At 72.5% G+C, this 19872-nt stretch carries 17 protein-coding genes; 6 read left to right on the forward strand and 11 right to left on the reverse strand.

Annotation, left to right across the window (positions count from 1 at the left end):
• Positions 1-120: 120 nt before the first annotated feature.
• Positions 121-1977, forward strand: coding sequence for an acyl-CoA dehydrogenase (locus tag ACN26Z_RS02780; RefSeq protein WP_421459793.1), 1857 nt, complete (start codon positions 121-123; stop codon positions 1975-1977).
• A 184-nt stretch (positions 1978-2161) separates the two neighbouring features.
• Positions 2162-2431, forward strand: coding sequence for a DUF6458 family protein (locus ACN26Z_RS02785; RefSeq protein WP_043961115.1), 270 nt, complete (start codon positions 2162-2164; stop codon positions 2429-2431).
• A gap of 31 nt (positions 2432-2462) precedes the next feature.
• Here the strand turns inward: ACN26Z_RS02785 and ACN26Z_RS02790 are convergent, their stop codons facing one another.
• Positions 2463-3002 (reverse strand): SixA phosphatase family protein, encoded by a 540-nt coding sequence (locus ACN26Z_RS02790; RefSeq protein ID WP_282240474.1) that lies wholly within the window; start codon positions 3000-3002, stop codon positions 2463-2465.
• A gap of 117 nt (positions 3003-3119) precedes the next feature.
• Between ACN26Z_RS02790 and ACN26Z_RS02795 the strand changes: the two genes are divergently transcribed.
• A complete protein-coding gene (locus ACN26Z_RS02795) occupies positions 3120-3404 on the forward strand; it encodes a DUF6458 family protein (protein ID WP_093409140.1) in 285 nt (94 codons plus the stop codon).
• Positions 3405-3483: 79 nt separating this feature from the next.
• Here ACN26Z_RS02795 and trhA read toward each other — a convergent pair whose 3' ends face one another.
• Positions 3484-4161, reverse strand: coding sequence for a PAQR family membrane homeostasis protein TrhA (gene trhA / locus ACN26Z_RS02800; protein WP_093409137.1), 678 nt, complete (start codon positions 4159-4161; stop codon positions 3484-3486).
• A 106-nt stretch (positions 4162-4267) separates the two neighbouring features.
• On the opposite strand from trhA, the gene ACN26Z_RS02805 reads away from it, so the two are divergent.
• The 3 genes from ACN26Z_RS02805 to ACN26Z_RS02815 are packed head-to-tail and all read left to right on the forward strand — an operon-like array spanning position 4268 to position 6538.
• Positions 4268-4951: a 5-oxoprolinase subunit B family protein gene (locus tag ACN26Z_RS02805; protein WP_421459794.1), complete on the forward strand. Its 684-nt coding sequence runs from the start codon at positions 4268-4270 to the stop codon at positions 4949-4951.
• Positions 4948-5805: a biotin-dependent carboxyltransferase family protein gene (locus ACN26Z_RS02810; RefSeq protein ID WP_421459795.1), complete on the forward strand. Its 858-nt coding sequence runs from the start codon at positions 4948-4950 to the stop codon at positions 5803-5805. The genes ACN26Z_RS02805 and ACN26Z_RS02810 overlap by 4 nt, the downstream gene beginning before the upstream one ends.
• Positions 5789-6538: a LamB/YcsF family protein gene (locus ACN26Z_RS02815; protein WP_282240471.1), complete on the forward strand. Its 750-nt coding sequence runs from the start codon at positions 5789-5791 to the stop codon at positions 6536-6538. Before ACN26Z_RS02810 ends, ACN26Z_RS02815 begins: the two co-directional genes overlap by 17 nt.
• Before the next feature lie 29 nt (positions 6539-6567).
• Here ACN26Z_RS02815 and ACN26Z_RS02820 read toward each other — a convergent pair whose 3' ends face one another.
• The 9 genes from ACN26Z_RS02820 to ACN26Z_RS02860 form a co-directional block, all read right to left on the reverse strand.
• On the reverse strand, positions 6568-8403 hold the full coding sequence (locus ACN26Z_RS02820) for an NHL domain-containing thioredoxin family protein (protein ID WP_282240470.1): 1836 nt from the start codon (positions 8401-8403) through the stop codon (positions 6568-6570).
• A gap of 133 nt (positions 8404-8536) precedes the next feature.
• Positions 8537-11011, reverse strand: coding sequence for an LppU/SCO3897 family protein (locus ACN26Z_RS02825; RefSeq protein WP_421459796.1), 2475 nt, complete (start codon positions 11009-11011; stop codon positions 8537-8539).
• Positions 11012-11353: 342 nt separating this feature from the next.
• A complete protein-coding gene (locus ACN26Z_RS02830; protein WP_165437957.1) occupies positions 11354-11491 on the reverse strand; it encodes a hypothetical protein in 138 nt (45 codons plus the stop codon).
• Positions 11492-11709: 218 nt separating this feature from the next.
• Positions 11710-13179 carry a dihydrolipoamide acetyltransferase family protein gene (locus ACN26Z_RS02835; RefSeq protein WP_421464502.1) on the reverse strand — a complete coding sequence of 490 codons (1470 nt, stop codon included), beginning with the start codon at positions 13177-13179 and terminating at the stop codon, positions 11710-11712.
• A gap of 5 nt (positions 13180-13184) precedes the next feature.
• Positions 13185-14174, reverse strand: coding sequence for an alpha-ketoacid dehydrogenase subunit beta (locus tag ACN26Z_RS02840; protein ID WP_421459797.1), 990 nt, complete (start codon positions 14172-14174; stop codon positions 13185-13187).
• Positions 14174-15349 (reverse strand): pyruvate dehydrogenase (acetyl-transferring) E1 component subunit alpha, encoded by a 1176-nt coding sequence (pdhA, locus tag ACN26Z_RS02845; protein ID WP_093409114.1) that lies wholly within the window; start codon positions 15347-15349, stop codon positions 14174-14176. The genes ACN26Z_RS02840 and pdhA overlap by 1 nt, the downstream gene beginning before the upstream one ends.
• Positions 15350-15982: 633 nt before the next feature.
• On the reverse strand, positions 15983-16819 hold the full coding sequence (locus ACN26Z_RS02850) for a hypothetical protein (protein WP_421459798.1): 837 nt from the start codon (positions 16817-16819) through the stop codon (positions 15983-15985).
• Between the two features lie 103 nt (positions 16820-16922).
• Positions 16923-18143, reverse strand: coding sequence for a hypothetical protein (locus tag ACN26Z_RS02855; protein ID WP_093409105.1), 1221 nt, complete (start codon positions 18141-18143; stop codon positions 16923-16925).
• 51 nt (positions 18144-18194) lie between these two features.
• Entirely contained in the window at positions 18195-19871 is a 1677-nt protein-coding gene (locus ACN26Z_RS02860) for a GTPase (protein ID WP_282240639.1), read from the reverse strand.
• Between the last annotated feature and the right edge of the window lies 1 nt (position 19872).

Consider the following 19872-nt stretch of genomic DNA (forward strand, 5'->3'; position numbering starts at 1 on the left):
ACCTGAACGACAGGTGTGTAATGCCTGTCACTATCAGGATCGGCTTGTCGCTGCCTACCCGTGAGTAATAGAGTCAGGGTTACTGATCGGTAACACCTGTCCGGAAGCGGGGCCAGCAACGTGACCCACTACAAGAGCAACCTTCGGGACCTCGAATTCAACCTGTTCGAGGTGTTCGGAGCGGACCGGGCGTTCGGCCAGGAGCCGTACTCCGACCTCGACGTCGACACCGCGCGGAGCTTCCTCGCCGAGGTCGACCGGCTGGCTCGGCAGGACCTGGCCACCAGTTACCAGGACAGCGACCGCAACCCGCCGGTCTTCGACCCGGCCACGCACACCGCGCCGCTGCCGGAGTCGTTCAAGAAGTCGTACCGGGCCTTCATGGAGTCCGAGTTCTGGCGCCTGGACCTGCCCTCGGAGCTGGACGGCACCAACGCCCCCCGGGCGCTGTGGTGGGCGCTCGCCGAGCTGGTGCTCGGCTCGAACGCGCCGGTCTGGATGTACGCCTCCGGTCCGTCCTTCGCGCACGTGCTGCACGTGGAGGGCACCGAGCAGCAGAAGAACTGGGCCAAGCTCTTCATCGACCGGCAGTGGGGCTCCACGATGGTGCTCACCGAGCCGGACGCCGGCTCGGACGTGGGCGCTGGCCGGGCGCGGGCGATCCCGCAGCCGGACGGCTCGTGGCACATCGAGGGCGTCAAGCGCTTCATCACCTCCGGTGAGCACGACCTGAGCGACAACATCGTCCACTACGTACTCGCCCGCCCGGTCGGGGTGGAGGGCGTGGGTGGCCCCGGCACCAAGGGCCTGTCGCTGTTCGTCGTCCCGAAGTACCACTTCGACGAGAACACCGGCGAGCTGGGCGAGCGCAACGGCGTCTTCGCCACCAACGTCGAGCACAAGATGGGCCTGAAGGTCTCCAACACCTGCGAGATCACCTTCGGCGAACACGGCGTACCGGCCAAGGGCTGGTTGCTGGGCGAGAAGCACGACGGCATTCGGCAGATGTTCATGATCATCGAGTACGCCCGGATGATGGTCGGCACGAAGGCCATCGCCACCCTGTCCACCGGTTACCTCAACGCGTTGGAGTACGCCAAGAACCGGGTGCAGGGCGCCGACCTGACCCAGATGGCGGACAAGACGGCCCCCCGGGTGGCCATCACCGCGCACCCCGACGTGCGTCGCTCGTTGCTGCTGCAGAAGTCGTACGCCGAGGGTCTGCGAGCCCTGGTCCTCTACACCGCCACCTGGCAGGACAAGGTCGCCATGGCGGAGGCGGCTGGCGACGAGAAGGCCATCAAGCTGGCCAAGCGGGTGAACGACCTGCTCCTCCCGCTGGTCAAGGGCGTCGGCTCGGAGCGGGCGTACGAGCTGCTCGGACACGAGTCGCTGCAGACCTTCGGCGGCTCCGGATTCCTCCAGGACTACCCGCTGGAGCAGTACGTCCGGGACGCCAAGATCGACACCCTGTACGAGGGCACCACGGCCATCCAGAGCCTCGACCTGATCTTCCGGAAGATCGTCCGGGACAACGGCAAGGCACTGCTGGCCGTGGCCGGCGAGATCCAGGAGTTCATCGCCACCGAGGCGGGCAACGGCCAGCTCAAGGAGGAGCGCCAGGCGCTCGGCAAGGCGCTCGCCGAGATCCAGAACATGCTCGGCGTGATGACCGGCTGGTTGGGTGAGGCGCAGGGCGGGGACACCCGGGCGCTGTACAAGGTCGGGCTGAGCAGCCGGCGGTTCCTGCTGGCCCTCGGTGACCTGGTCGTCGGCTGGTTGCTTCAGAAGCAGGCCGACGTGGCGCTGAAGGCTCTCGCCGCTGAGGTGACGGCGGCAGACAAGGCGTTCTACACCGGAAAGGTGGCTGCCGCCCGGTTCTTCGCCCGCGAGGTGCTGCCCCGCATCGGCGCCGACCGCCGCATCATCGAGGGCGCCGACCTCGACGTCATGGACCTCCCCGAAGAAGCCTTCTAACCCACCCACCCGGTCTCGTTGATCATGAGGTTGGGCGGCGGTTCAAGAGCAACATCGCCGCTCACCTCATGATCAACCCCTTGTTCGTGGGGGTGCGGGGGTGGGTAACTGGGGGGTGGGTGGGTATGCGGTGTGGGCCAGTCCGAGTACGCCCAGAGCAACCGCACGGGGGAGTGCCGCGCACATGGGCATTGGTAGTGGGATCTTCCTGATCGCGATCGGCGCGATCCTGACCTTCGCCATCCGGGCCAACGTCTGGTGGGTCGACCTGCGGGCGGTCGGTTGGGTCTTCATCCTGGCCGGGCTGGCCGTGCTGCTCACCACGCTCTGGTTCTGGCAGGACCGCCGCAAGCGGGCCCGGACCTTGATCGTGGAGGAGAACCGGCTCTCGCACCCGACCGCGATGATGCCGCCGCCGCCCGATCCACCGCCACCGACCGCGCCACCGAGCTGAGCGAGCACCTCCACGGCACACCGCACGCGGGCTAGCCGCGTGCGGTGTGCCGTGTCTCGATCCGGGCCCCGCCGCGGCTCAGCTCCGCCCAGGGCAGGGCCGTCCGGTGCACCACGAGACCGCCGGTACGCAGCCCTTCCGGATCGGCCCGCACCGGATCGAGCAGTTCGGACAGTAGGGATATGCCGGGATTGTGGGCAATCAACAGGACCGTGGCCGCGGTCGGTGACACCTGCCGGATCAGGTGCAGCAGGTCTTCCGGATGTGCCTCGTAGGCGTCCGGTTCGTAGCGGATCACCGGAGCCGGACCTGCGGGACCGCTCTCCGGCGGTGAGCCGGTGATCCCCAACTGGACGGCGTGCCACGTCTGTCTGGTTCGTACGGCCGCCGAGCAGAGCACCACGTCCGGCAGCAGCCCGTGTCGAGCCAGCCACGCCCCGGCCGCCGCAGCGTCCGCCCGGCCGCGAGCGGCCAGCGGACGTTCGACGTCGGGACCGTCCGTGGTGGGCTGTTCGGCCTTGGCATGCCGCAGCAGCACAAGTGTCCGCTCGTCGTGCGGGCTGTCCGTCATGTCTCCAGCTTGCCGGATTGGCGATCTCCGTGCCGGGGTAAGTCGGTCGATGCCGCAACCTCATCCGTGGCCGCGGCGGAGTGGAATGCCAGCTTCGATAGCCAAGGAGACGACCAGATGGGCATCGGTGGCAGTATTTTCCTGATCGCGCTGGGCGCGATCTTCGCGTTCGCCGTGGAGGCGGACCTGGGCTGGCTCAACCTGAGCGTTGTCGGCTGGGTGCTGATGTTCGCGGGCGTCGCCGGGCTGATCGTGACCCTCTACTACTGGAACTCGCGTCGGCGTACGGTCGTCGCGCCGGTACGCGAGGAACGGGTGGTGGCCGAGCGCGCCGTGCCGGTCCGGGACGACCGGGTGGTCCAGGAGTACCGCGAGGTGCGCCGGCCCGGTCCCACGATCTGACCTCAGGGCCCAGCCCGACGGACTCAGCGGGGGTGGTGAGCGACGAGGCTCACCACCCCCGCTGTCGTCGGGTGTCGGCTCAGGCGAACAGTGCGAAGTAGATGGCGATGTGGTGGCAGATCGCGGCGACCAACGTGCAGGCGTGGAAGAACTCGTGGTGGCCGAAGACGGTGGGCCACGGGTTGGGGCGGCGCAGCGCGTAGAAGACCGCGCCCACGGTGTAGATCCCGCCGCCCACGGCGAGCAGCACCAGGGCCGTGACTCCACCCTGGTGGAGGATGTCGGGCAGCATCGCCACGGACACCCAGCCGAGGGCGAGGTAGAGCGGCGCGGAGATCCACCGGTTGGCGTGCGGCCAGATCAGCTTGAGCGCCACACCGCCCAAGGCGCCGCCCCAGACGATCGACAGCATCATGACGGCGGCCCGGGTCTCCAGCAGCAGCAGGCAGAACGGGGTGTACGTGCCGGCGATGAACAGGAAGATCATCGAGTGGTCCATCCGGCGCATGACCGCGTAGCCGCGGGTCGACCACACCCGACGGTGGTACAACGCGCTGGTGCCGAAGAGGCCGCAGACGGTGAAGCTGTAGACGGCGGAGCTGACCAGGGGGGTCCAGCCCGGGCGGGTGGCGGCGATCGAACAGAGCACGATGCCGCAGACCAGGGCGACGAAGAACGCGTACGTGTGCAGCCAGCCGCGCATCCGGGGTTTCCCGATGTCGACCGGCTTGAGCCGGGGGCGTGCTGAGGTGGTCACGCCCTTAGGTTACGGCAGCGTAGGTTACTTTCGGGTAGTGCAACTGGTCACGCTGTCCGACCAGTGGCCGACCCGAAAGCATCCACTCTTCCGGGAGGATGGCGGAATGCGGATCAGACCGGTCGGCACGCACGCCCTCCTGCTCGACCTCGCGCCACCGGAGGACATCGATCCCGCCGCGCCGCCGAGTCGGGACACCGAGGTGGCCGCCGCCGTCGAGGCGTGGCGGGCGGAGCTGTGGCACCGCCGCGAGCTGGGCGAACTGGTCGCCGTCGAGATCGTGCCGGCCGCCACCACCGTGTTGCTCGACGGCGTACCCGATCCACCGGCCACCGCCGCCCTGATCGCCACCTGGACCGCCTCCGCGCCGCTCGACGGAACGATGACGGCGGTGCCCACCGTCGCATCCGCCCCTCTCGTCGAGGTACCCGTCAGCTACGACGGAGCAGACCTCTCCCAGGTGGCCGATCACTGGCGCACGGACGTGCCGGGCGTGGTGCGTCGCCTGCGGGACACCGAGTTCCAGGTCGCATTCTGCGGCTTCGCGCCCGGCTTCGGGTACCTCACCGGGCTACCCGCCGAGCTGGCGGTGCCCCGGCTGCCGACGCCCCGGCAACGGGTGCCGGCCGGTTCGGTCGCCCTGGCCGGCCGGTACGCGGGCATCTACCCCACCGCGTCCCCGGGAGGTTGGCTGCTGGTCGGGCGGACCGAGGTGCCCCTCTTCGACGTGACGGCGGACCCGCCGGCCCTGCTCAGCCCCGGCACCCGCGTCCGGCTGGTGGAGCGGTGAGCAGCACCCTCGAAGTGCTCCGGGCCGGGGCGTTGACCACCGTGCAGGACCTCGGTCGGCCCGGCTGGGCGCACCTCGGCGTACCCCGTTCCGGTGCCCTCGACCCGGCGGCGCTGCGCCTTGCCAACCGCCTGGTCGGCAATCCGGAGCACGCGGCCGGGCTGGAGATCACCCTGACCGGCTGCGAGCTGCGACCCACCCGGGCCACCACCGTCGCCGTCGTCGGTGCCGAGGCGGACGTTCGGGTCGGCCAGCGCCCCGGTGACACCGGCCGCCCGCTGGCCGTACCGGGGGGTGCCCCGCTGCGCATCGGCCCCGCCCGACAGGGCCTGCGCTGCTGGCTCGCGGTGGCCGGTGGCATCGCCGTCACACCGGTGCTGGGCAGCCGCTCGACCGACACCCTCGCCGGGCTCGGACCGGCCCCGCTGCGCGACGGCGACCTGCTGCCGCTGGGCACCCCCGCCAACCCGCCCGCCCCGGTCGACGTAACCATGCCGGTGGCGTCCCCGACGGAGTTGCGGCTGACCGTGCGGCTCGGTCCTCGGCACGCCTGGTTCACCCCGGCGGCACTGGACCGGCTGCTCGGCACGGCGTACCAGGTGAGTCCGCTGAGCAACCGGGTCGGCGCGCGCCTCAGCGGCGCGCCGCTGCCCCGCGCGGTGGCCGGGGAACTGCCCAGCGAAGGACTCGTCCTCGGCGCGGTACAGGTGCCGGCGGACGGTCAACCACTGGTCTTCCTCGCCGACCACCCCACCACCGGCGGATACCCGGTCATCGCGGTGGTGGACGACGTGACCCCGCTCGCGCAGGCCCGCCCAGGCACTACGGTGAGATTTCATGGACCTCAACGCTGACCTCGGCGAGGGCTTCGGCATCTGGCGTCTCGGCGACGACCAGGCCCTGCTGAACCTGGTCACCTCCGCCAACGTCGCCTGCGGCTTCCACGCCGGGGACCCGGCCACCATGCGCCGGGTCTGCGCCGCCGCCGCAGAACGGGGAGTCGCCGTCGGAGCCCAGGTCGGGTACCGGGACCTCGCCGGCTTCGGCCGACGGCACATCGAGTACGAGTTCGCGGAGCTGCGCGACGAGGTGCTCTACCAACTCGGCGCGCTCAACGCGTTCTGCCGGGCGTACCGCACCCGGGTCCGCTACCTCAAGCCACACGGCGCGCTCTACCACGCGGCGGCCAGCGAGGAACTGCCGGCGGCGGCCCTGCTGGCCGCCCTCGAAGACTTCGACCCGGAGCTGCCTGTCCTCTGCCCGCCCGGATCGGTGCTCGCCCAACTCGCCCAAGGTGCCGGTGTCCGGGTGGTGGCAGAGGGCTTCGCCGACCGGAACTACCTGCCCAACGGTCGTCTGGTCCCGCGCACGTCGCCGGACGCGTTGGTCACCGACCCGCAGGAGGTCGCCCGCCGGGCGGTACGGATGGCCACCGAGCGGGTCGTGGTCACCGTCGACGGCGGTACGGTCCCGTGCGTGGTGGAGTCGGTCTGCCTGCACGGCGACAGCCCCGGCGCGGTGGCCGCCGCGGAACTCGTCCGTGCCGCCCTCGTCGACGCCGGGGTCACCCCCGCCTCGTTCGCCTGAGGTGCGAGGCAGGGCACCGTGGCCGGGCGTCAGCCGGCGTCCATGCCGCGCAGGACCAACGGCAGCCGGCGGGCGCCGCCGTCGACCACCCGCACCGGTACGCCCCAGTCCTGCCGGGTCAGGTGGCAGGCCGCGTGCTCCACGTCGGCGTCACAGGTGGCCGCCTGGGCGGTCACCTGAAGCACCCCGTCGGGCACCGTACCGTCGATCACCAGACGCCGGGACAGGTCGGTGCCGGTGCCTGCCCCCTCGACCAGCAACTCCGGCGGCGACGCGGAGACGACGAGCCGGGTGGACGGTCCGAAGGTGTCGTCCAGCTTCTGCCCGGGGGCCGGGGTGAAGACGACATCCAGCACGACCTCGCCCGAGGCCAGTTCCGTCGGCTGGCGCTCGGTGCGGTGCCGTGGACCGTCGACGGTTTCCGCGCCGGCCGCCGAGAGCGCACCGGGCGCCAGCCGGGTGATCCGGTGCGCCGCCGACTCCACCACCAACACCGCGCCGTCGGCGGTGAGCACCAGGTCGCTGGGCTCGGCCAGGCCGCTGGCGACGGTGGCGACCCGATCGCTGGCCGGGTCGTACCGGCGTACCGCGCCGTTGTAGGTGTCGGCGATCAGGACCGAGCCGTCGGGCAGGGCACAGACGCCGAGCGGGTGCTGAAGCAGGGCCTCCGCTGCCGGCCCGTCCACGTGCCCGAAGTCGAACAGGCCCTGACCCACGGCGGTGCCCAGCACGCCGTTCTGCACGTAGCGGATGGCGCTCGTCTCACTGTCGGCCACCCAGAGCCGGTCGCCGTCGGTGGAGACGGCAAGCCCGGACGGCTGGGCCAGCCATGCTTCGGCCAGCGGCCCGTCGCGCAGCGCCTCCACCGTGGTGCCGGCGTACATGCCGGCGGTGCGCTTGATCGGGTCGAACCACCAGAGCTGGTGGATGCCGGCCATGGCGACGACGATCTTGTCGTCGTACCAGGCGAGATCCCAGGGTGAGGAGAGGTCGACCGATCGGGCGTCGTGCGCGTGGTCGTCGACCGTCGACCGCCACTGCCGCCCGGTGCCGGCCACGGTGAGCACCTCGCCGGTGGCCAGTCGTACGCCCCGCAGCAGGTGGTTGACGGTGTCGGCGACCACCAGGTCGTAGCCGGCGACCTCGGCGACGTGTGGCGGCAGCAGACATAGCCCCTGCGGCTCGGAGAAGGTTGCGGCACCGGCGGAACCGTCGGTCCGGCCCCGCTCGCCGGTGCCGACGGTACGGACGACGGTCTCAGCGTCGGCGGCCAGCTCGACCAGGCGGTGCCGCGCCGAGTCGGAGACCAGCAGGCCACCCTCGGGCAGGGCCACCGCCTTGCCCGGGAAGCGGAGGGTGGTCTCCGGCTCGGCGACCGGGACGTACGGACCGTCGCCCCGGTGCAGCGTGCCCTTGACCTCGTGGGTGGCGATCAGGTCGTCGATCAGCCGGGCCAGCCCGTCCGCGTGGCCCTCACCCGCCATGGTGGCCACCACGTATCCCTCCGGGTCGATCACCGCGAGGGTCGGCCAGGCACGGGCCGCGTACTGCTGCCACATGTCCAGCTCAGGATCGTCGAGGACGGGGTGGTGCACGCCGTACCGCTCGACGGCGGCGGCCAGCGCGTCGGCGTCCTTCTCGTGCTCGAACTTCGGCGAGTGCACCCCGATCACCACGAGAACGTCGGCGTACTTCTGCTCAAGGGGGCGCAACTCGTCCAGCACGTGCAGGCAGTTGATGCAACAGAAGGTCCAGAAATCCAGGACGGTTATCCGACCTCGAAGGTCGGCGAGCGTCAGCTGCCGCCCGCCGGTGTTCAACCAGGCCCGACCTCGAAGCTCGGGCGCCCGCACGCGTGCACTCATGCCCCCATCGTGCCCTACCGGCGGAGGCCAGCCGGCTCGAAGGGGAGGCGAGCCGGGCCCGGCCGAGGTGCGCCGGGCAGGAAAGAGGCGGGGTCACGGTTGCCCGTGACCCCGCCGTCGAGTGTGCGCCGGATCAGCTGCCGGTTGCCTCCTTCAGGCAGAGCACCGGGTTGGCGGTGGCGCCGCGGAGGTCCACGTAGGGCATGGCCGGGTCAGGGCACTTGTCCTTCGACTCGACCTTGGACACCACGCTGAAGGCTTCCGGATCGGCGCAGTCGACCGCCACGGCGGTGTCGCCGGAACGCTTGACGCACGAGCCGACCGGCGGGTCGAAGGCATTCGAGTCGTCCGATCCACCGACCATGCCGAGGAGCATCAGCAGGCCGAGCGGAATGGCCAGGATGAGCACGGCGGCGACCAGCACCGCGGCGAGTACCCGCCCGTTGCGTACCTTCGGTGCCGGGGTTTCCGGCGCCGGCTCAGCGACCGGCTTGAACGCGTCGAAGCGACCCTGCTCGGCCTCGCCCGGACCCGGGCTCCACGGGGGTGCGGACTGCGGCGGCGGGGGGAACGCCGAGTTGTGCTCGCCGCCCGGCTCGGACCGGACGGGAGAGCCGTAGGCGCCGCCCGGGCGCTCGGACGGCCCACCGAACGGATCGTTGCCCGGCCCGCCGAACGGGTCACGCGGTGCGCCGCCGAACGGGTCGGCCGGACGCTCCGGCTCGGCGTGCGGCCGTACGCCGTTGACCGGCCGGTTCGCCGGAGGCGCGTCGATGAAGGACGGTATCCCCGGCGGGAAGGCGGGTGGAGCAGCTGGCGAAGCCGGGGCGGCCGGTCCGGCGAAGGCGTTCGGCCCGCCCATCGGCGGCTCCCGGTCGGCGAAGCGGGGCTCCGGGGTCTGCTCGAACCGATCCGGGCCCTGATCGCCGCGCGCCCCAGCCTGGTCGACGTCGAACCGCCCCGGGCTCTGGTCGAAGCGGGGCACCAGGGGTTGCTCGCCGTGCTCCTGGGCCGGTTCCTCGGTGTGCTCGGGACGGGCTGGCCGGCCGTACACCCGTGGTTGTGGCGCGGGCGAACCGGTCGGGCGAACCGCGTGGTCGGCCGGGGGCATGACCCGGCTGGACAGTGGCACGGAGGCGCTCGCCGCGACACCGCCGCCGGCTGGCGGCGCGGCGCGGCCCTCGGCCTCCGGAGAGGTACGCGGCGCCGGGATGACCGGCGACTGCGGCTCGTCGTGCCGGGGCTCGGGGTGACCCCAGGCCGGGCCGCCGGCCGGCTGGTCGGCGACCGGGCGGCCAGGCGGTCCGGCCGGGTCGTCGGTGAACGGCGTGGGCTGAGCGAAGTCCGCAGGCGGTGTGGCGGCCAGGCTGGCCCCCGGCACCCGCTGCTCCTGCGGAGGCAACGGCACCATGTTGGCGGGGGAGATACCCGGGCCGGGCGCGGGCTGGTAGACCGCGTCCTCGGACCGGCCTGCGTCGGGTTCGGAGGTGGTTCGGGGTGCGGCAGGCTCCGCCGCCTGACCCCATGCCTCACCGGGTGCCCACGGCTCGACGTCCGGCACGGCGGACCGATCGGCGGCGGTGCGGGACGGCAGCGGCTCGGCGGACGGGCTCCAGGACGGTGGCGGGCCGGCAGCCGGATTGCCTCCGGCCCAGCCGGTCGACTCCTCCCGTGCGGGCGTGGCCCAGTCGGGCTGCGCCGGCCGGTCACCGCCTGGGTGCCAGCCCTCGGCCGGCTGCTCGGCCCAACCGCCCCCGGCCGGCTCCCCTCGCTGGCCGGTCGCCCAACCGGACTGCTCCGGCTGCTCGGGCGGCCATGCCTCGGCGCGTGACGACCCGTCGGTGGGCCGCTGCTGCTGGCCCGCGTCCGGGGCCGGTACCTGGGCGCTGGCCCGGGCTGCCGGCTCGCGGGCGGGGGGCGGCTGGTCGGCCTGCGCCCAGGTCGGCTGGGTCGGCTGGGGCTGACCTGCGGTCGAGGCCCAGCCGGGAGTCTGGTCGTCGGCACTCGGCGCGGCGGCCCAGTCAGGCTGCTGGCCACCGGCCCACCCGGTGGCCGCTGCCGGGTGGGACTGGCCCGGGGCGGGCTGCTCGCCGGCCCAGCCCGGCTGACTCGTGGCCGGTTGGTTGGCAGCCCAGTCGGGCTGACTCGTGGCCGGTTGGTTCGGCGTCCATTCGGCGGGGTGCGCGGTGTCCCCAGTGGCGGGATCCGTGGCCCAGGCGGGTCCGGCCTGGGCGCCGTTTGCCCAGGCCGGCCGATCCGATGTGGGCGGTGTGGCCGGTGCCCAGCCGGGGGCGGGCTGCTGCGGCTGGTCTCCCTGGGACGCCCAGTCCGGCTGGTTGCCGGCGGGCTGGTCCCAACTGCCGGGTGTGGCTTCCGCCTGCCGGGTCGCCTGGGCGCTGCCCCACGCGTTGCCCTGCTGGTTGACCCAGGCTGGTGCGGACGTGTCCGGGCGGGCGGGTGGTGGCGGCGCCCAACCGAGGTCGGGTGCGGATGCGCCGTACCCGTTGTCCTGCTGAGCCGGTCGGTCGCCGTACGGCGCCGATCCGCCGCCGCCCGGCGGCACCTCGTCCGGCTCCTGGCCGGGGCGGTGCGGGCCCTCGGACGTCATGCGTGCGCCTCCCTCATCACATGTCGGCCGCCGTCGCCGATGGTCTCGGCAGGGCAGCCGGCGGTGCCGGCGTACCGGCTGTGCCGGCTCCCCGCACCGTATCCCGGTCGCCGCCGGTGGGCTTCCGGGGAGCTTCGGCCATCACTGTCCGTCGCCGGGCGGTGTCGAGGTGCTTCTATCGCCTCGACCTGTCCCCGAGTGCGGACGACGACCGAGCCCCACCGTACCGGGCGCTGCGTCGGGGCGGTATCCCGGTGTCAGCGGCGGTCGCAACGCCGACGACCCGCCCGGTTCGCCCGGGCGGGTCGTCGATCTGGAGGAGGCGGATAACGTCGTGTGGCGTCAGTGCATGTGACGCTGGGCGATGGCGAGGATCTCGTCGCGAACCGCGGGCGAACTGGCGGAGCGCAGGGCCCGCTCGATGGCGCGGGCGCGGCGGCTGGCGTCGCGGCGGTTGCGGATTCGCTCGATCATGCTCATGGTGTCTCTCCTCCTGGGCTATTCGGTTGTCGTCCCGTCGTCCCCTCCATTGAAGCGCACCGCGCCCCGCTTTGCCAGCGATTATTAGGTGAGCTGAGCCACCAGCCTAAGAATCTTAGGTAAGCAATACCTAATGGCAACTCTTTCTTCGCCAAACGATTACGGCCGGTGTGCCGGGCGTCAACCCGTGGCACACCGGCCGTCGCCGTCGTCGCGCGTCAGGTCCAGGCGAGCAGGGCCGCCTCCGGATCGGCGAGGAAGTCGCCCACGTCGCGGAGGAACTTCGAACCCAGCTCACCATCGATGATCCGGTGGTCGAAGGAGAGGCCGAGCGTGGTGACCAGGCGCGGCTTGACCTTGCCCTTGTGGACCCAGGGCTGTTCGCGAACCGCACCGAAGGCCAGGATCGCCGACTCGCCCGGAGGCAGGATCGGCGTACCGGTGTCCACCCCGAACACCCCGACGTTGGTGATCGTCAGAGTGCCGCCGGACATGTCGGCCGGCGAGGTCTTACCGGCCTTGGCGGTCTGCACCAGGTCGGTCATCGCGTCGGCGAGTTCGCGCAGGGTCAACCGGCCGGCGTCTTTGATGTTCGGCACGATCAGACCGCGCTCGGTGGCCGCCGCGATGCCGAGGTTGACGTACTCCTTGACGACGATCTCGTCGCCGGCCCAACTGGAGTTGACCAGCGGATGCCGCCGGACCGCCAGCAGCACCGCCTTCGCGACCAGCAGCAGCGGCGAGACCCGCACGTCACGCCACTCCCGTCGCCCGCGCAGCCGGTCCAGCGCCTTCATGGCTCGGGTCACGTCCACGGTCAGGAACTCGGTGACGTGCGGAGCGGTGAAGGCCGAGCGGGACATGTTCTCGGCGGTGAGCTTGCGTACGCCCTTGACCGGAATGCGCTGCTCGCGGTCCGCGCCGAAGCTCGCGGCCGAGCTGGCCGAGGTGGTGACCGTCGGCGGTTCGGCCGCCGCCGGGGCCGCCGCCCGCTGTACGTCCTCCCGCGTGATCGAGCCCGACGGACCGGACCCGGTCAGCGTGGCCAGGTCGACCCCCAGGTCCTTGGCGAGCTTGCGGACCGGCGGCTTGGCCAGCACCGGTCCGCCGCTCCGACCATTACCGTTGACCGTTGGCACGGACGTGGGCTGGACCGGTGCCGGACTGACCCGCGCGGGGCCGACCTGGACCGGTGCGGCCGGCGCCGGTGCGGACGCGGCCGGGGTCGTGTCCTTGCGGGGGCGGCGCTTCGCCGCCGTGGTGCGCGGACCGTAACCGACGAGAACGGCGGTACGGCCCCCGGGGGCGGGACCGCCGATCAGGCCCGGCTCGACCGCACCCTCGGTCGGCGCGACCTCGACGGCGGCCAACGACGCCGCCGACGGGGCGGGCAGGTCGGTGGTGGGCGCACCAGTGGTGGACTGCTCCACCGGACCGGCGCCCGGGTCGGTGTCGATCGCGATGATCGGGGTGCCGACCTCGACCGTGGAGCCCTCCGGGTGGAAGATCGCCTGGACCTGGCCGGCCCACTTCGCCGGAATCTCCACGGCCGCCTTGGCCGTCTCCACCTCGACGATCGGCTGGTTCAGCTCGATCGTGTCGCCCACCTTGACCAGCCAGGCGAGGATCTCACCCTCGGTCAGGCCCTCGCCCAGGTCGGGCAGGTTGAATTCCTTGATCCGTGACATGCCGCTCACCAGCCGAAGGTGCGGTCGACGGCGTCGAGCACCCGGTCGAGGTCGGGAAGGTACTCCTCCTCCACCCGGGCTGCCGGGTAGGGAGTGTCGAAGCCGGCCACCCGCAGCACCGGCGACTCCAGCGAGTAGAAGCACTCCTCGGTGATCCGGGCCGCGATCTCCGCACCCATGCCCAGGTTGGACGGTGCCTCGTGCACCACCACCGCGCGGCCGGTACGCCGCACCGACTCGTACACCACGCCGAGATCCAGCGGGGAGAGCGTGCGCAGGTCGATGACCTCCAGGTTCCGCCCGTCCTCCGCGGCGGCGGTCGCCGCGTCGAGGCAGGTACGCACCATCGGACCGTACGCGAGCAGGGTGGCGTCGGTGCCGGCCCGGGCGACCCGGGAGGCGTGCAGCGGGTACGCCGCGGCCAGCGGAGCGTCCAGCTCGACCTGCCCCTTCTCCCAGTAACGCCGCTTCGGCTCCAGGAACACGATCGGGTCGTCCGAGGCGATGGCCTGCTGGATCATCACGTAGGCGTCCTGCGGACTGGCGCAGGAGACCACCTTCAACCCGGCGGTGTGCGCGAAGTACGCCTCGGGCGACTCGGAGTGGTGCTCCACCGCGCCGATGCCGCCGCCGAACGGGATCCGGATCACCATCGGGATGTTGAGCTTGCCCCGCGAGCGGTAGTGCATCTTCGCGACCTGCGACACGATCTGGTCGTACGCGGGGTAGACGAATCCGTCGAACTGGATCTCGCAGACCGGGCGGTAGCCGCGGATGGCCAGGCCGACCGCGGTGCCGATGATGCCCGACTCGGCGAGCGGAGTGTCGATCACCCGCTGGTCGCCGAAGTCCTTCTGCAACCCGTCGGTGATCCGGAAGACGCCGCCGAGCTTGCCGACGTCCTCGCCCATGATGACGACCTTCGGGTCGTTCTCCAGTGCCTTGCGCAGGCCGGCGTTGAGGGCCTTGCCGAGGGTGAGCGTCTCCGTGGCCATCAGTGCGCGCTCCCCTCGAACGACTCCAGGTACCGGCTGAACTGTGCGCGCTGCTCGTCGAGCAGCGGCGACCCGTTGGGGTAGACGTGGTCGAACATGGTGTCCGGTTCCGGGTTCGGCATGGCGAGCACCCGCTCACGCAGGTCCACCGCCTCCCGGCGGGCCTGCTCGTCGACCTCCGTGAAGAACCCGGCGTCGGCGATCTTCTCCCGCTCCAGGAACGCCTTCATCCGGGCGATCGGGTCCTTGGCCTGCCACGCCTCGACCTCGCTGGCGATCCGGTAGCGGGTCGGGTCGTCGGAGGTGGTGTGTGCGCCCATCCGATAGGTGTACGCCTCGATCAGGCTCGGGCCCTGCCCGTGCCGGGCGTTGTCCAGCGCGTGCCGCGTCACCGCGTACGTGGCCAGCACGTCGTTGCCGTCGACCCGGACGCCGGGGAACCCGAAACCGGCGGCCCGCCGGTAGAGGGGGATGCGGGTCTGCCGCTCCAGCGGCTCGGAGATGGCGTACTGGTTGTTCTGGCAGAAGAACACCAGGGGGGAGTTGAACACGCCGGCCCAGACGAACGCCTCGTTGACGTCACCCTGGCTGGTGGCGCCGTCGCCGAAGTAGGCGATCACCGCCTCGCCGTCGTCGGTGCCGGTCTTGCCGTCCATCGCGACGCCCATGGCGTAACCGGTGGCGTGCAGGGTCTGCGCCCCGATCACGATCGTGTACATGTTGAACTTGAACTCGTTCGGGTCCCAGCCACCCTGGTCGACCCCGCGGAACAGGCCCAGCGGCATGATCGGGTCGATGCCACGGCAGTAGAGCACGCCGTGCTCGCGGTAGGTGGGGAACGCCATGTCCTGCGTACGCAGCGCCCGGCCGGAACCGACCTGCGCCGCCTCCTGGCCGAGCAGGCTCGCCCAGATGCCCAGCTCGCCCTGCCGTTGCAGGGCCGTCGCCTCGGCGTCCAGCTTCCGGACGAGCACCAGGTCGCGGTAGAGGCCGCGGTACTCCTCGTCGGTGAAGTCGACGCGGTACTCGGTGCCGTCCGGGCCGGTCACGCTCTCGATCCGCTCGCCGGAGGGCGTGAGCAACTGCACCAGCTCCGGATCGCCGGTGGTGGCCTTCCTGGATCGGGGTGCGGCTCGCCGGCCGCGGGCCGGGGCCCCGGGGTCGCCCTTTGCCATCCGTCTCTCCCTGTCGTGTCTGCGTCGGCACCGGGGGGTCACCCGGCCGCGCGACTCGTGCGCCCGTCCCGGCTGGTGCCGGGATGGTTCCTGGCGGCCGCGCCTGACCCCGGTAGGGGCTGCCGCGCGGCATGAGCCGGATTCTGGCCGAACCCGGTTCGGGAGCGCCGGTGCCCAGTCGCGCCTACCGCGTGGGTGCGCGGAGGTCGCGGCTGCGCTGCCGCCGTGCCTCCAGTTTCGCATCAGAGGTGAGGCGTCCCACACCCCGCCCGCCCCGCATCCGGTGGCCGGCCCGCTTCGTTACCTGAAGCGCCGGAGTGTCCGGCCGATCGACGCGCGACCGTTCCGGTGATGGTTCGTCACCATTCGGCCAGATAAGCATGTCGACACGCGGTAGGGGGTTGGCTGACGCAGAGTCACTGCCCCAGGCTGATCGCGCGGGCCGGATCCAACTTCGGCGGCTCGCCAGGGTACCCATCGGGCGGCTCTGACCAGGGGCGACGACGAGGAGCGCGTGGTGTCCGAACCAGGTGAAGGTCCCGGGACGCCGATCCTCGGCCGGCACCGGGCGTCCGGCTATCGCCCCGTCGTGGGTGCGCACCGCGCCGTGCGTACCGCAGGCCCCAGCCGGGGCTATCTGCTGACGGTGGCGCTGCTCGCCGGCACGGCCTCGATGCCGGTCCTCGCCGCGATCAGCACCGGCTCCGCGACGGTCGGCAGCACGGCACTGCCGGACGGCAGTACGCCGTTCATCCCGACGCCCTCCATCGGTCCGGTGGTGGTCCCGCCGCCGCCCACCGGTTCGCCGACGGCCACCGCGACCGCGGTGCCCTCGGTCGAGCCGGCGGCACCGCCGGTCAACCCAGTGGTGCCGACGCCACGACTGACGATCGTCGGCACCCCGGTCGAGCACCCGCCGTCCCGTCGCCCCGAGGCGCCGGCCACCGCTCCGGCTCCCCGGCCGCCCACCAGCACCCCGGCCCCTCGCCCGGCGCCCACCCCGACCCGGTCACCGTCGCCGAACCCGACGAGCGGTTCGCCCACGCCGACCGCCGATCCGGACCCGCCGACCGCCTCGGCTGCCCCGAGCGATCCGGTCGAACCGACCGCGTCCAACGACCCGCCTACCGCGGGCCCGGTCCCGTCGACCGATCCCTCCGCGTCCGCCGGTCCGACCGCGTCGAGTGATCCATCGGCGTCCGCCGACCCGGGCCCCTCGGACGGTCCTACCGCGTCCGCCGAACCGACCACGTCGAGTGACCCGTCGCCGACGACCGACCCGAGTACGTCCAGCGGCCCTTCCGCGTCCGCCGATCCGACCGCGCCGGGCGGTCCGCCGGCCACCCCGGGCGGCGGTGGGTCCGCGCCGGAGCCCCCGCCGACCACCTCGTGATGGAGCTGCTGTTCTCCGGCACATCCGAGCGCACCGGCAGCGCCCCGCGCCCGGGCGCGTTCCGCCTGCGAGGGCACTGCCGGCCCGCCGCCGGCTCCAAGGGCGGTGCCGGCTCGACGGGCGGTGCCGGCTCGACGGGCGGTGCCGGACGCGGACGGTTCGGTGAGCGTTGGGTGCGGGTCAGCCGTCGTCGGCGAGGCGGTGTCGGTTGGCCTCGATCCAGGCGTCCAGGGCCGCCGGGTCATCCGGGTCGATGCCGTCGGCCATCAACTGGGCCACCGCGGCAGTGGCCGGGCTGCGACGCTCGCCGGTCGCGTAGAGCCGGACGAACTCCGGCACCATCTCCTCGATCGCGGCGTCCGTGGCGGCGGCTGCCGAATCGGGCAGCCCACGCCGGTGCGCCGCGTATCCGGCCCAGGCGCGCAGCACCCGGGGCAGCATCGCCGCGTCGTCCATGTCGAGCACGGCCCGACGGTGCACCCAGTCGAGCAGGAAGAGCCCGGCGACGGTCGGGCTCCACCGCAGCGGGTCGGCGTCGGGGAAGGTGGCCGCGTGGTCGAGCAGCAGCCCCAGGCAGAAGTGCAGTGAGGCCAGTTCGGCGTCGTCGACCGCGTCCAGTCCGGCCCGGGCGGCGTCCGGCGAGCCCAGGAACCGGCGGATCTCCGCGGCCCGCTCGGCATCGGGCAACGGGTCGTCGGCCTGCCGGGGCGGTGGTGCGGTCGTGGCCGGCAGGACCGCCAGCCGAGCCCCGACCAGCGCCCGGTCGGTGGCGAGCGAGGCGGCACCGGGTAGCTGACCCAGATGGTCGGTGACGGCCAGATGCCGGCTCACCTCGTCGCGCATCCGGGTCGGGCTCTCCTCCCGGAACCAGGTCAACTCGTCTTCGGCGCACAACTGTCGGACCTGCTCCAGGATCCGGCCCGCCGGCCCGCCGACGAACACGTCCTTGGTGATGCCGATGTTGTGGTCGATCAGGGCGACCAGGGCGTGTTCCGGCCCCCCGGTCGCGTCGTCGTAGGCGAACGTCGCCAGGTAGGAGGTCTGGTCGCCGTACACGTCGCCGTACGACCAGGTGCCGGTGACGTGCACCTTGCCGAGCTGCCCGGACCAGGCCGGTGCCGTCGCGCCGGGACGGACCCGGTCCGCGCCGGCCGCGTCCGGCACCAGGGCCGCGAAGACGGCCCGGACCGTCGTCGCCGCGACCGCCCGTCGTCTGGAGGTGGCGGCGAGGAAGTCGCCCACGAAGTCGCGTACCGCCGCCTCCCGGTCCGTCTCGGCGACCTCGTACACGCTGCCGAGCAGGGCCGCACCGAGCATCTCCGCGTCGAGGGCCGAGTCGAGCTTGGTCACGTCGCGTGCGGCGTGCAGCACCGCGTCGTAGGGGGTCTGTGGCGTGGCCATGACCCGACCCTACGCCGATCGCGCGGTGTCCAGGAACGTTCAGCGGCCGGGTCAGCGGTGTCGGGCAACCTCGAGGACGGTGCGTGCGTCGGCGTGCGCGGCGATGACGGCCCGCACCGGGGCCAGCACCTGCTGTTCGCCGACGCTGGCGACGGCCCGGGTCAGCTGCGCCTCCGCCCGGTGACGGGCCTGCCGGGCGGCCCACCTGACCAGCGGGCGGGTCAGGGCCGCCACGACCAACCCGGTCAGCAACCCGCCGAGCAGCAGCAGGGTCGGCACCGGTACCTCACCTACCATCGGGTGCCGCAACTCCGGCAACCCGAGAGCCCGCACCGCGTAGCCGAGGACCAGCCAGCCCAGCCCGGCCACCGCGGCGAACGTCACCAGCCACTGCACCCCACCCACAAGTCGCCACCACGCACGAGGACGGTCGACGCCGAGGTCGGTGCTGGCGAGCGCGCCGTCCAAGGCGTCCGGCAGGTCACCGAGGCGGGACCGGGCAGCTGCGGCCATCGCGTCAGGCCAGGCGTTCGGCAGCCCGTCCCCGGCCCGCTCGGCCACCGTCCGCAGGGCCAGGGCCAGTGCGGACTTGTCGGCCGCGTTGGGCTCGGGTACGGAGGTGGCGGCCACCAGGCTCTCCGCCGGGTCACCACCGGTCCGCCGGTCGGGCAGGTGCAGCCGGCGCAGCGGATCGGCCCGCAGTCGCCGCCAGAGCCGCAGCAACGGCCAGCCGGTGGCTGCTGCGGCGCGATGCCGGTACGCCTGCTCGACCGCCGCCACGACGGTCGGCACTCCGGCTGCCCGGCACAGGGCACGGTCCAGCGCGGTGACCGCGGGATCGTCGGCGGCGAGTGCGGTGCGGGGCGCGCCGACCATGTCGTCCAGCGCGGCGACGACGGTGTCCACGTCACCGGAGAGACGACGCAGCGCGGCCTGGCGTTCGGCGACGGTGCGCTCCAGCGCCGCCCGCAGCCGCTCCGGGCCCTCCGGGTCGGCGACGGTGGTGGCCAGCAGCGGTACCCCGTCCAGCCCGTCCGCGTCGAGCAGGCGGCGCAGGTCGGCCAGGACCCGGGGCACCTCGGCGGGCGGCAGCCGGTCGGTCTGGTTGAGCACGACCACTGTCACGTCCCGGTGCCGGTGGAACTCGCGGAGGTAGCTTCGGTGCATCACCCGGTCGGCGTACTTCTGCGGGTCGACCACCCAGACCACCAGGTCCACCAGGCCGAGCAGCCGGTCCACCTCAAGCCGGTGCGAGTGGTCGACGGAATCGAAGTCCGGCAGGTCGAGCAGGATCAGCCCATGCAACGTGGACTCGTCTTCGCCGTCGAGCAGGCTCTCCCGGACGAAGCGGTGGCGGGGCAGCACGCCGAGCCAGTCGAGCAGCCGGGTGCCCCCGTCGAGCGGGCCCCACACGCAGGCGTGCGTGACACCGGTGGTGGGCCGGCGTACCCCGACGGGTGAGAGGTCCATCCGGGCCATCGCGTTGAACAGGCTCGACTTGCCGCTGCCCGTGGCTCCGGCCAGTGCCACCACGGTGTGGTCGCGGGAGAGCGCCAGCCGGGTCCCCGCACGTTCGACAAGGGTGCGGGCCGGCACCAACGGAGTGTCCGGCAGGTGGCCGTCGACGATGCCGAGGAACCGCCGTACCGCCTCCAGCCGGGCGACAAGTTGGTCGGCGTCCACCCGCCCGTCGGCGATTCGCAACGCCTCGCGGAGGCGTCCGCCCATG

Origin of the sequence: Verrucosispora sp. WMMD703, assembly GCF_049178935.1 — a bacterium.
Lineage (GTDB): Bacteria > Actinomycetota > Actinomycetes > Mycobacteriales > Micromonosporaceae > Micromonospora > Micromonospora sediminimaris.

Bases quoted from the DNA above. Each gene is read 5' to 3' on its own strand.
- ACN26Z_RS02785 (WP_043961115.1), top strand. From the start codon at position 2,162: ATGGGCATTGGTAGTGGGATCTTCCTGATCGCGATCGGCGCGATCCTG.
- ACN26Z_RS02790 (WP_282240474.1), bottom strand. From the start codon at position 3,002: ATGACGGACAGCCCGCACGACGAGCGGACACTTGTGCTGCTGCGGCAT.
- ACN26Z_RS02795 (WP_093409140.1), top strand. From the start codon at position 3,120: ATGGGCATCGGTGGCAGTATTTTCCTGATCGCGCTGGGCGCGATCTTC.
- ACN26Z_RS02805 (WP_421459794.1), top strand. From the start codon at position 4,268: ATGCGGATCAGACCGGTCGGCACGCACGCCCTCCTGCTCGACCTCGCG.
- ACN26Z_RS02815 (WP_282240471.1), top strand. From the start codon at position 5,789: ATGGACCTCAACGCTGACCTCGGCGAGGGCTTCGGCATCTGGCGTCTC.
- ACN26Z_RS02820 (WP_282240470.1), bottom strand. From the start codon at position 8,403: ATGAGTGCACGCGTGCGGGCGCCCGAGCTTCGAGGTCGGGCCTGGTTG.
- ACN26Z_RS02825 (WP_421459796.1), bottom strand. From the start codon at position 11,011: ATGACGTCCGAGGGCCCGCACCGCCCCGGCCAGGAGCCGGACGAGGTG.
- ACN26Z_RS02830 (WP_165437957.1), bottom strand. From the start codon at position 11,491: ATGAGCATGATCGAGCGAATCCGCAACCGCCGCGACGCCAGCCGCCGC.
- ACN26Z_RS02835 (WP_421464502.1), bottom strand. From the start codon at position 13,179: ATGTCACGGATCAAGGAATTCAACCTGCCCGACCTGGGCGAGGGCCTG.
- ACN26Z_RS02840 (WP_421459797.1), bottom strand. From the start codon at position 14,174: ATGGCCACGGAGACGCTCACCCTCGGCAAGGCCCTCAACGCCGGCCTG.
- pdhA (WP_093409114.1), bottom strand. From the start codon at position 15,349: ATGGCAAAGGGCGACCCCGGGGCCCCGGCCCGCGGCCGGCGAGCCGCA.
- ACN26Z_RS02855 (WP_093409105.1), bottom strand. From the start codon at position 18,143: ATGGCCACGCCACAGACCCCCTACGACGCGGTGCTGCACGCCGCACGC.
- ACN26Z_RS02860 (WP_282240639.1), bottom strand. From the start codon at position 19,871: ATGGGCGGACGCCTCCGCGAGGCGTTGCGAATCGCCGACGGGCGGGTG.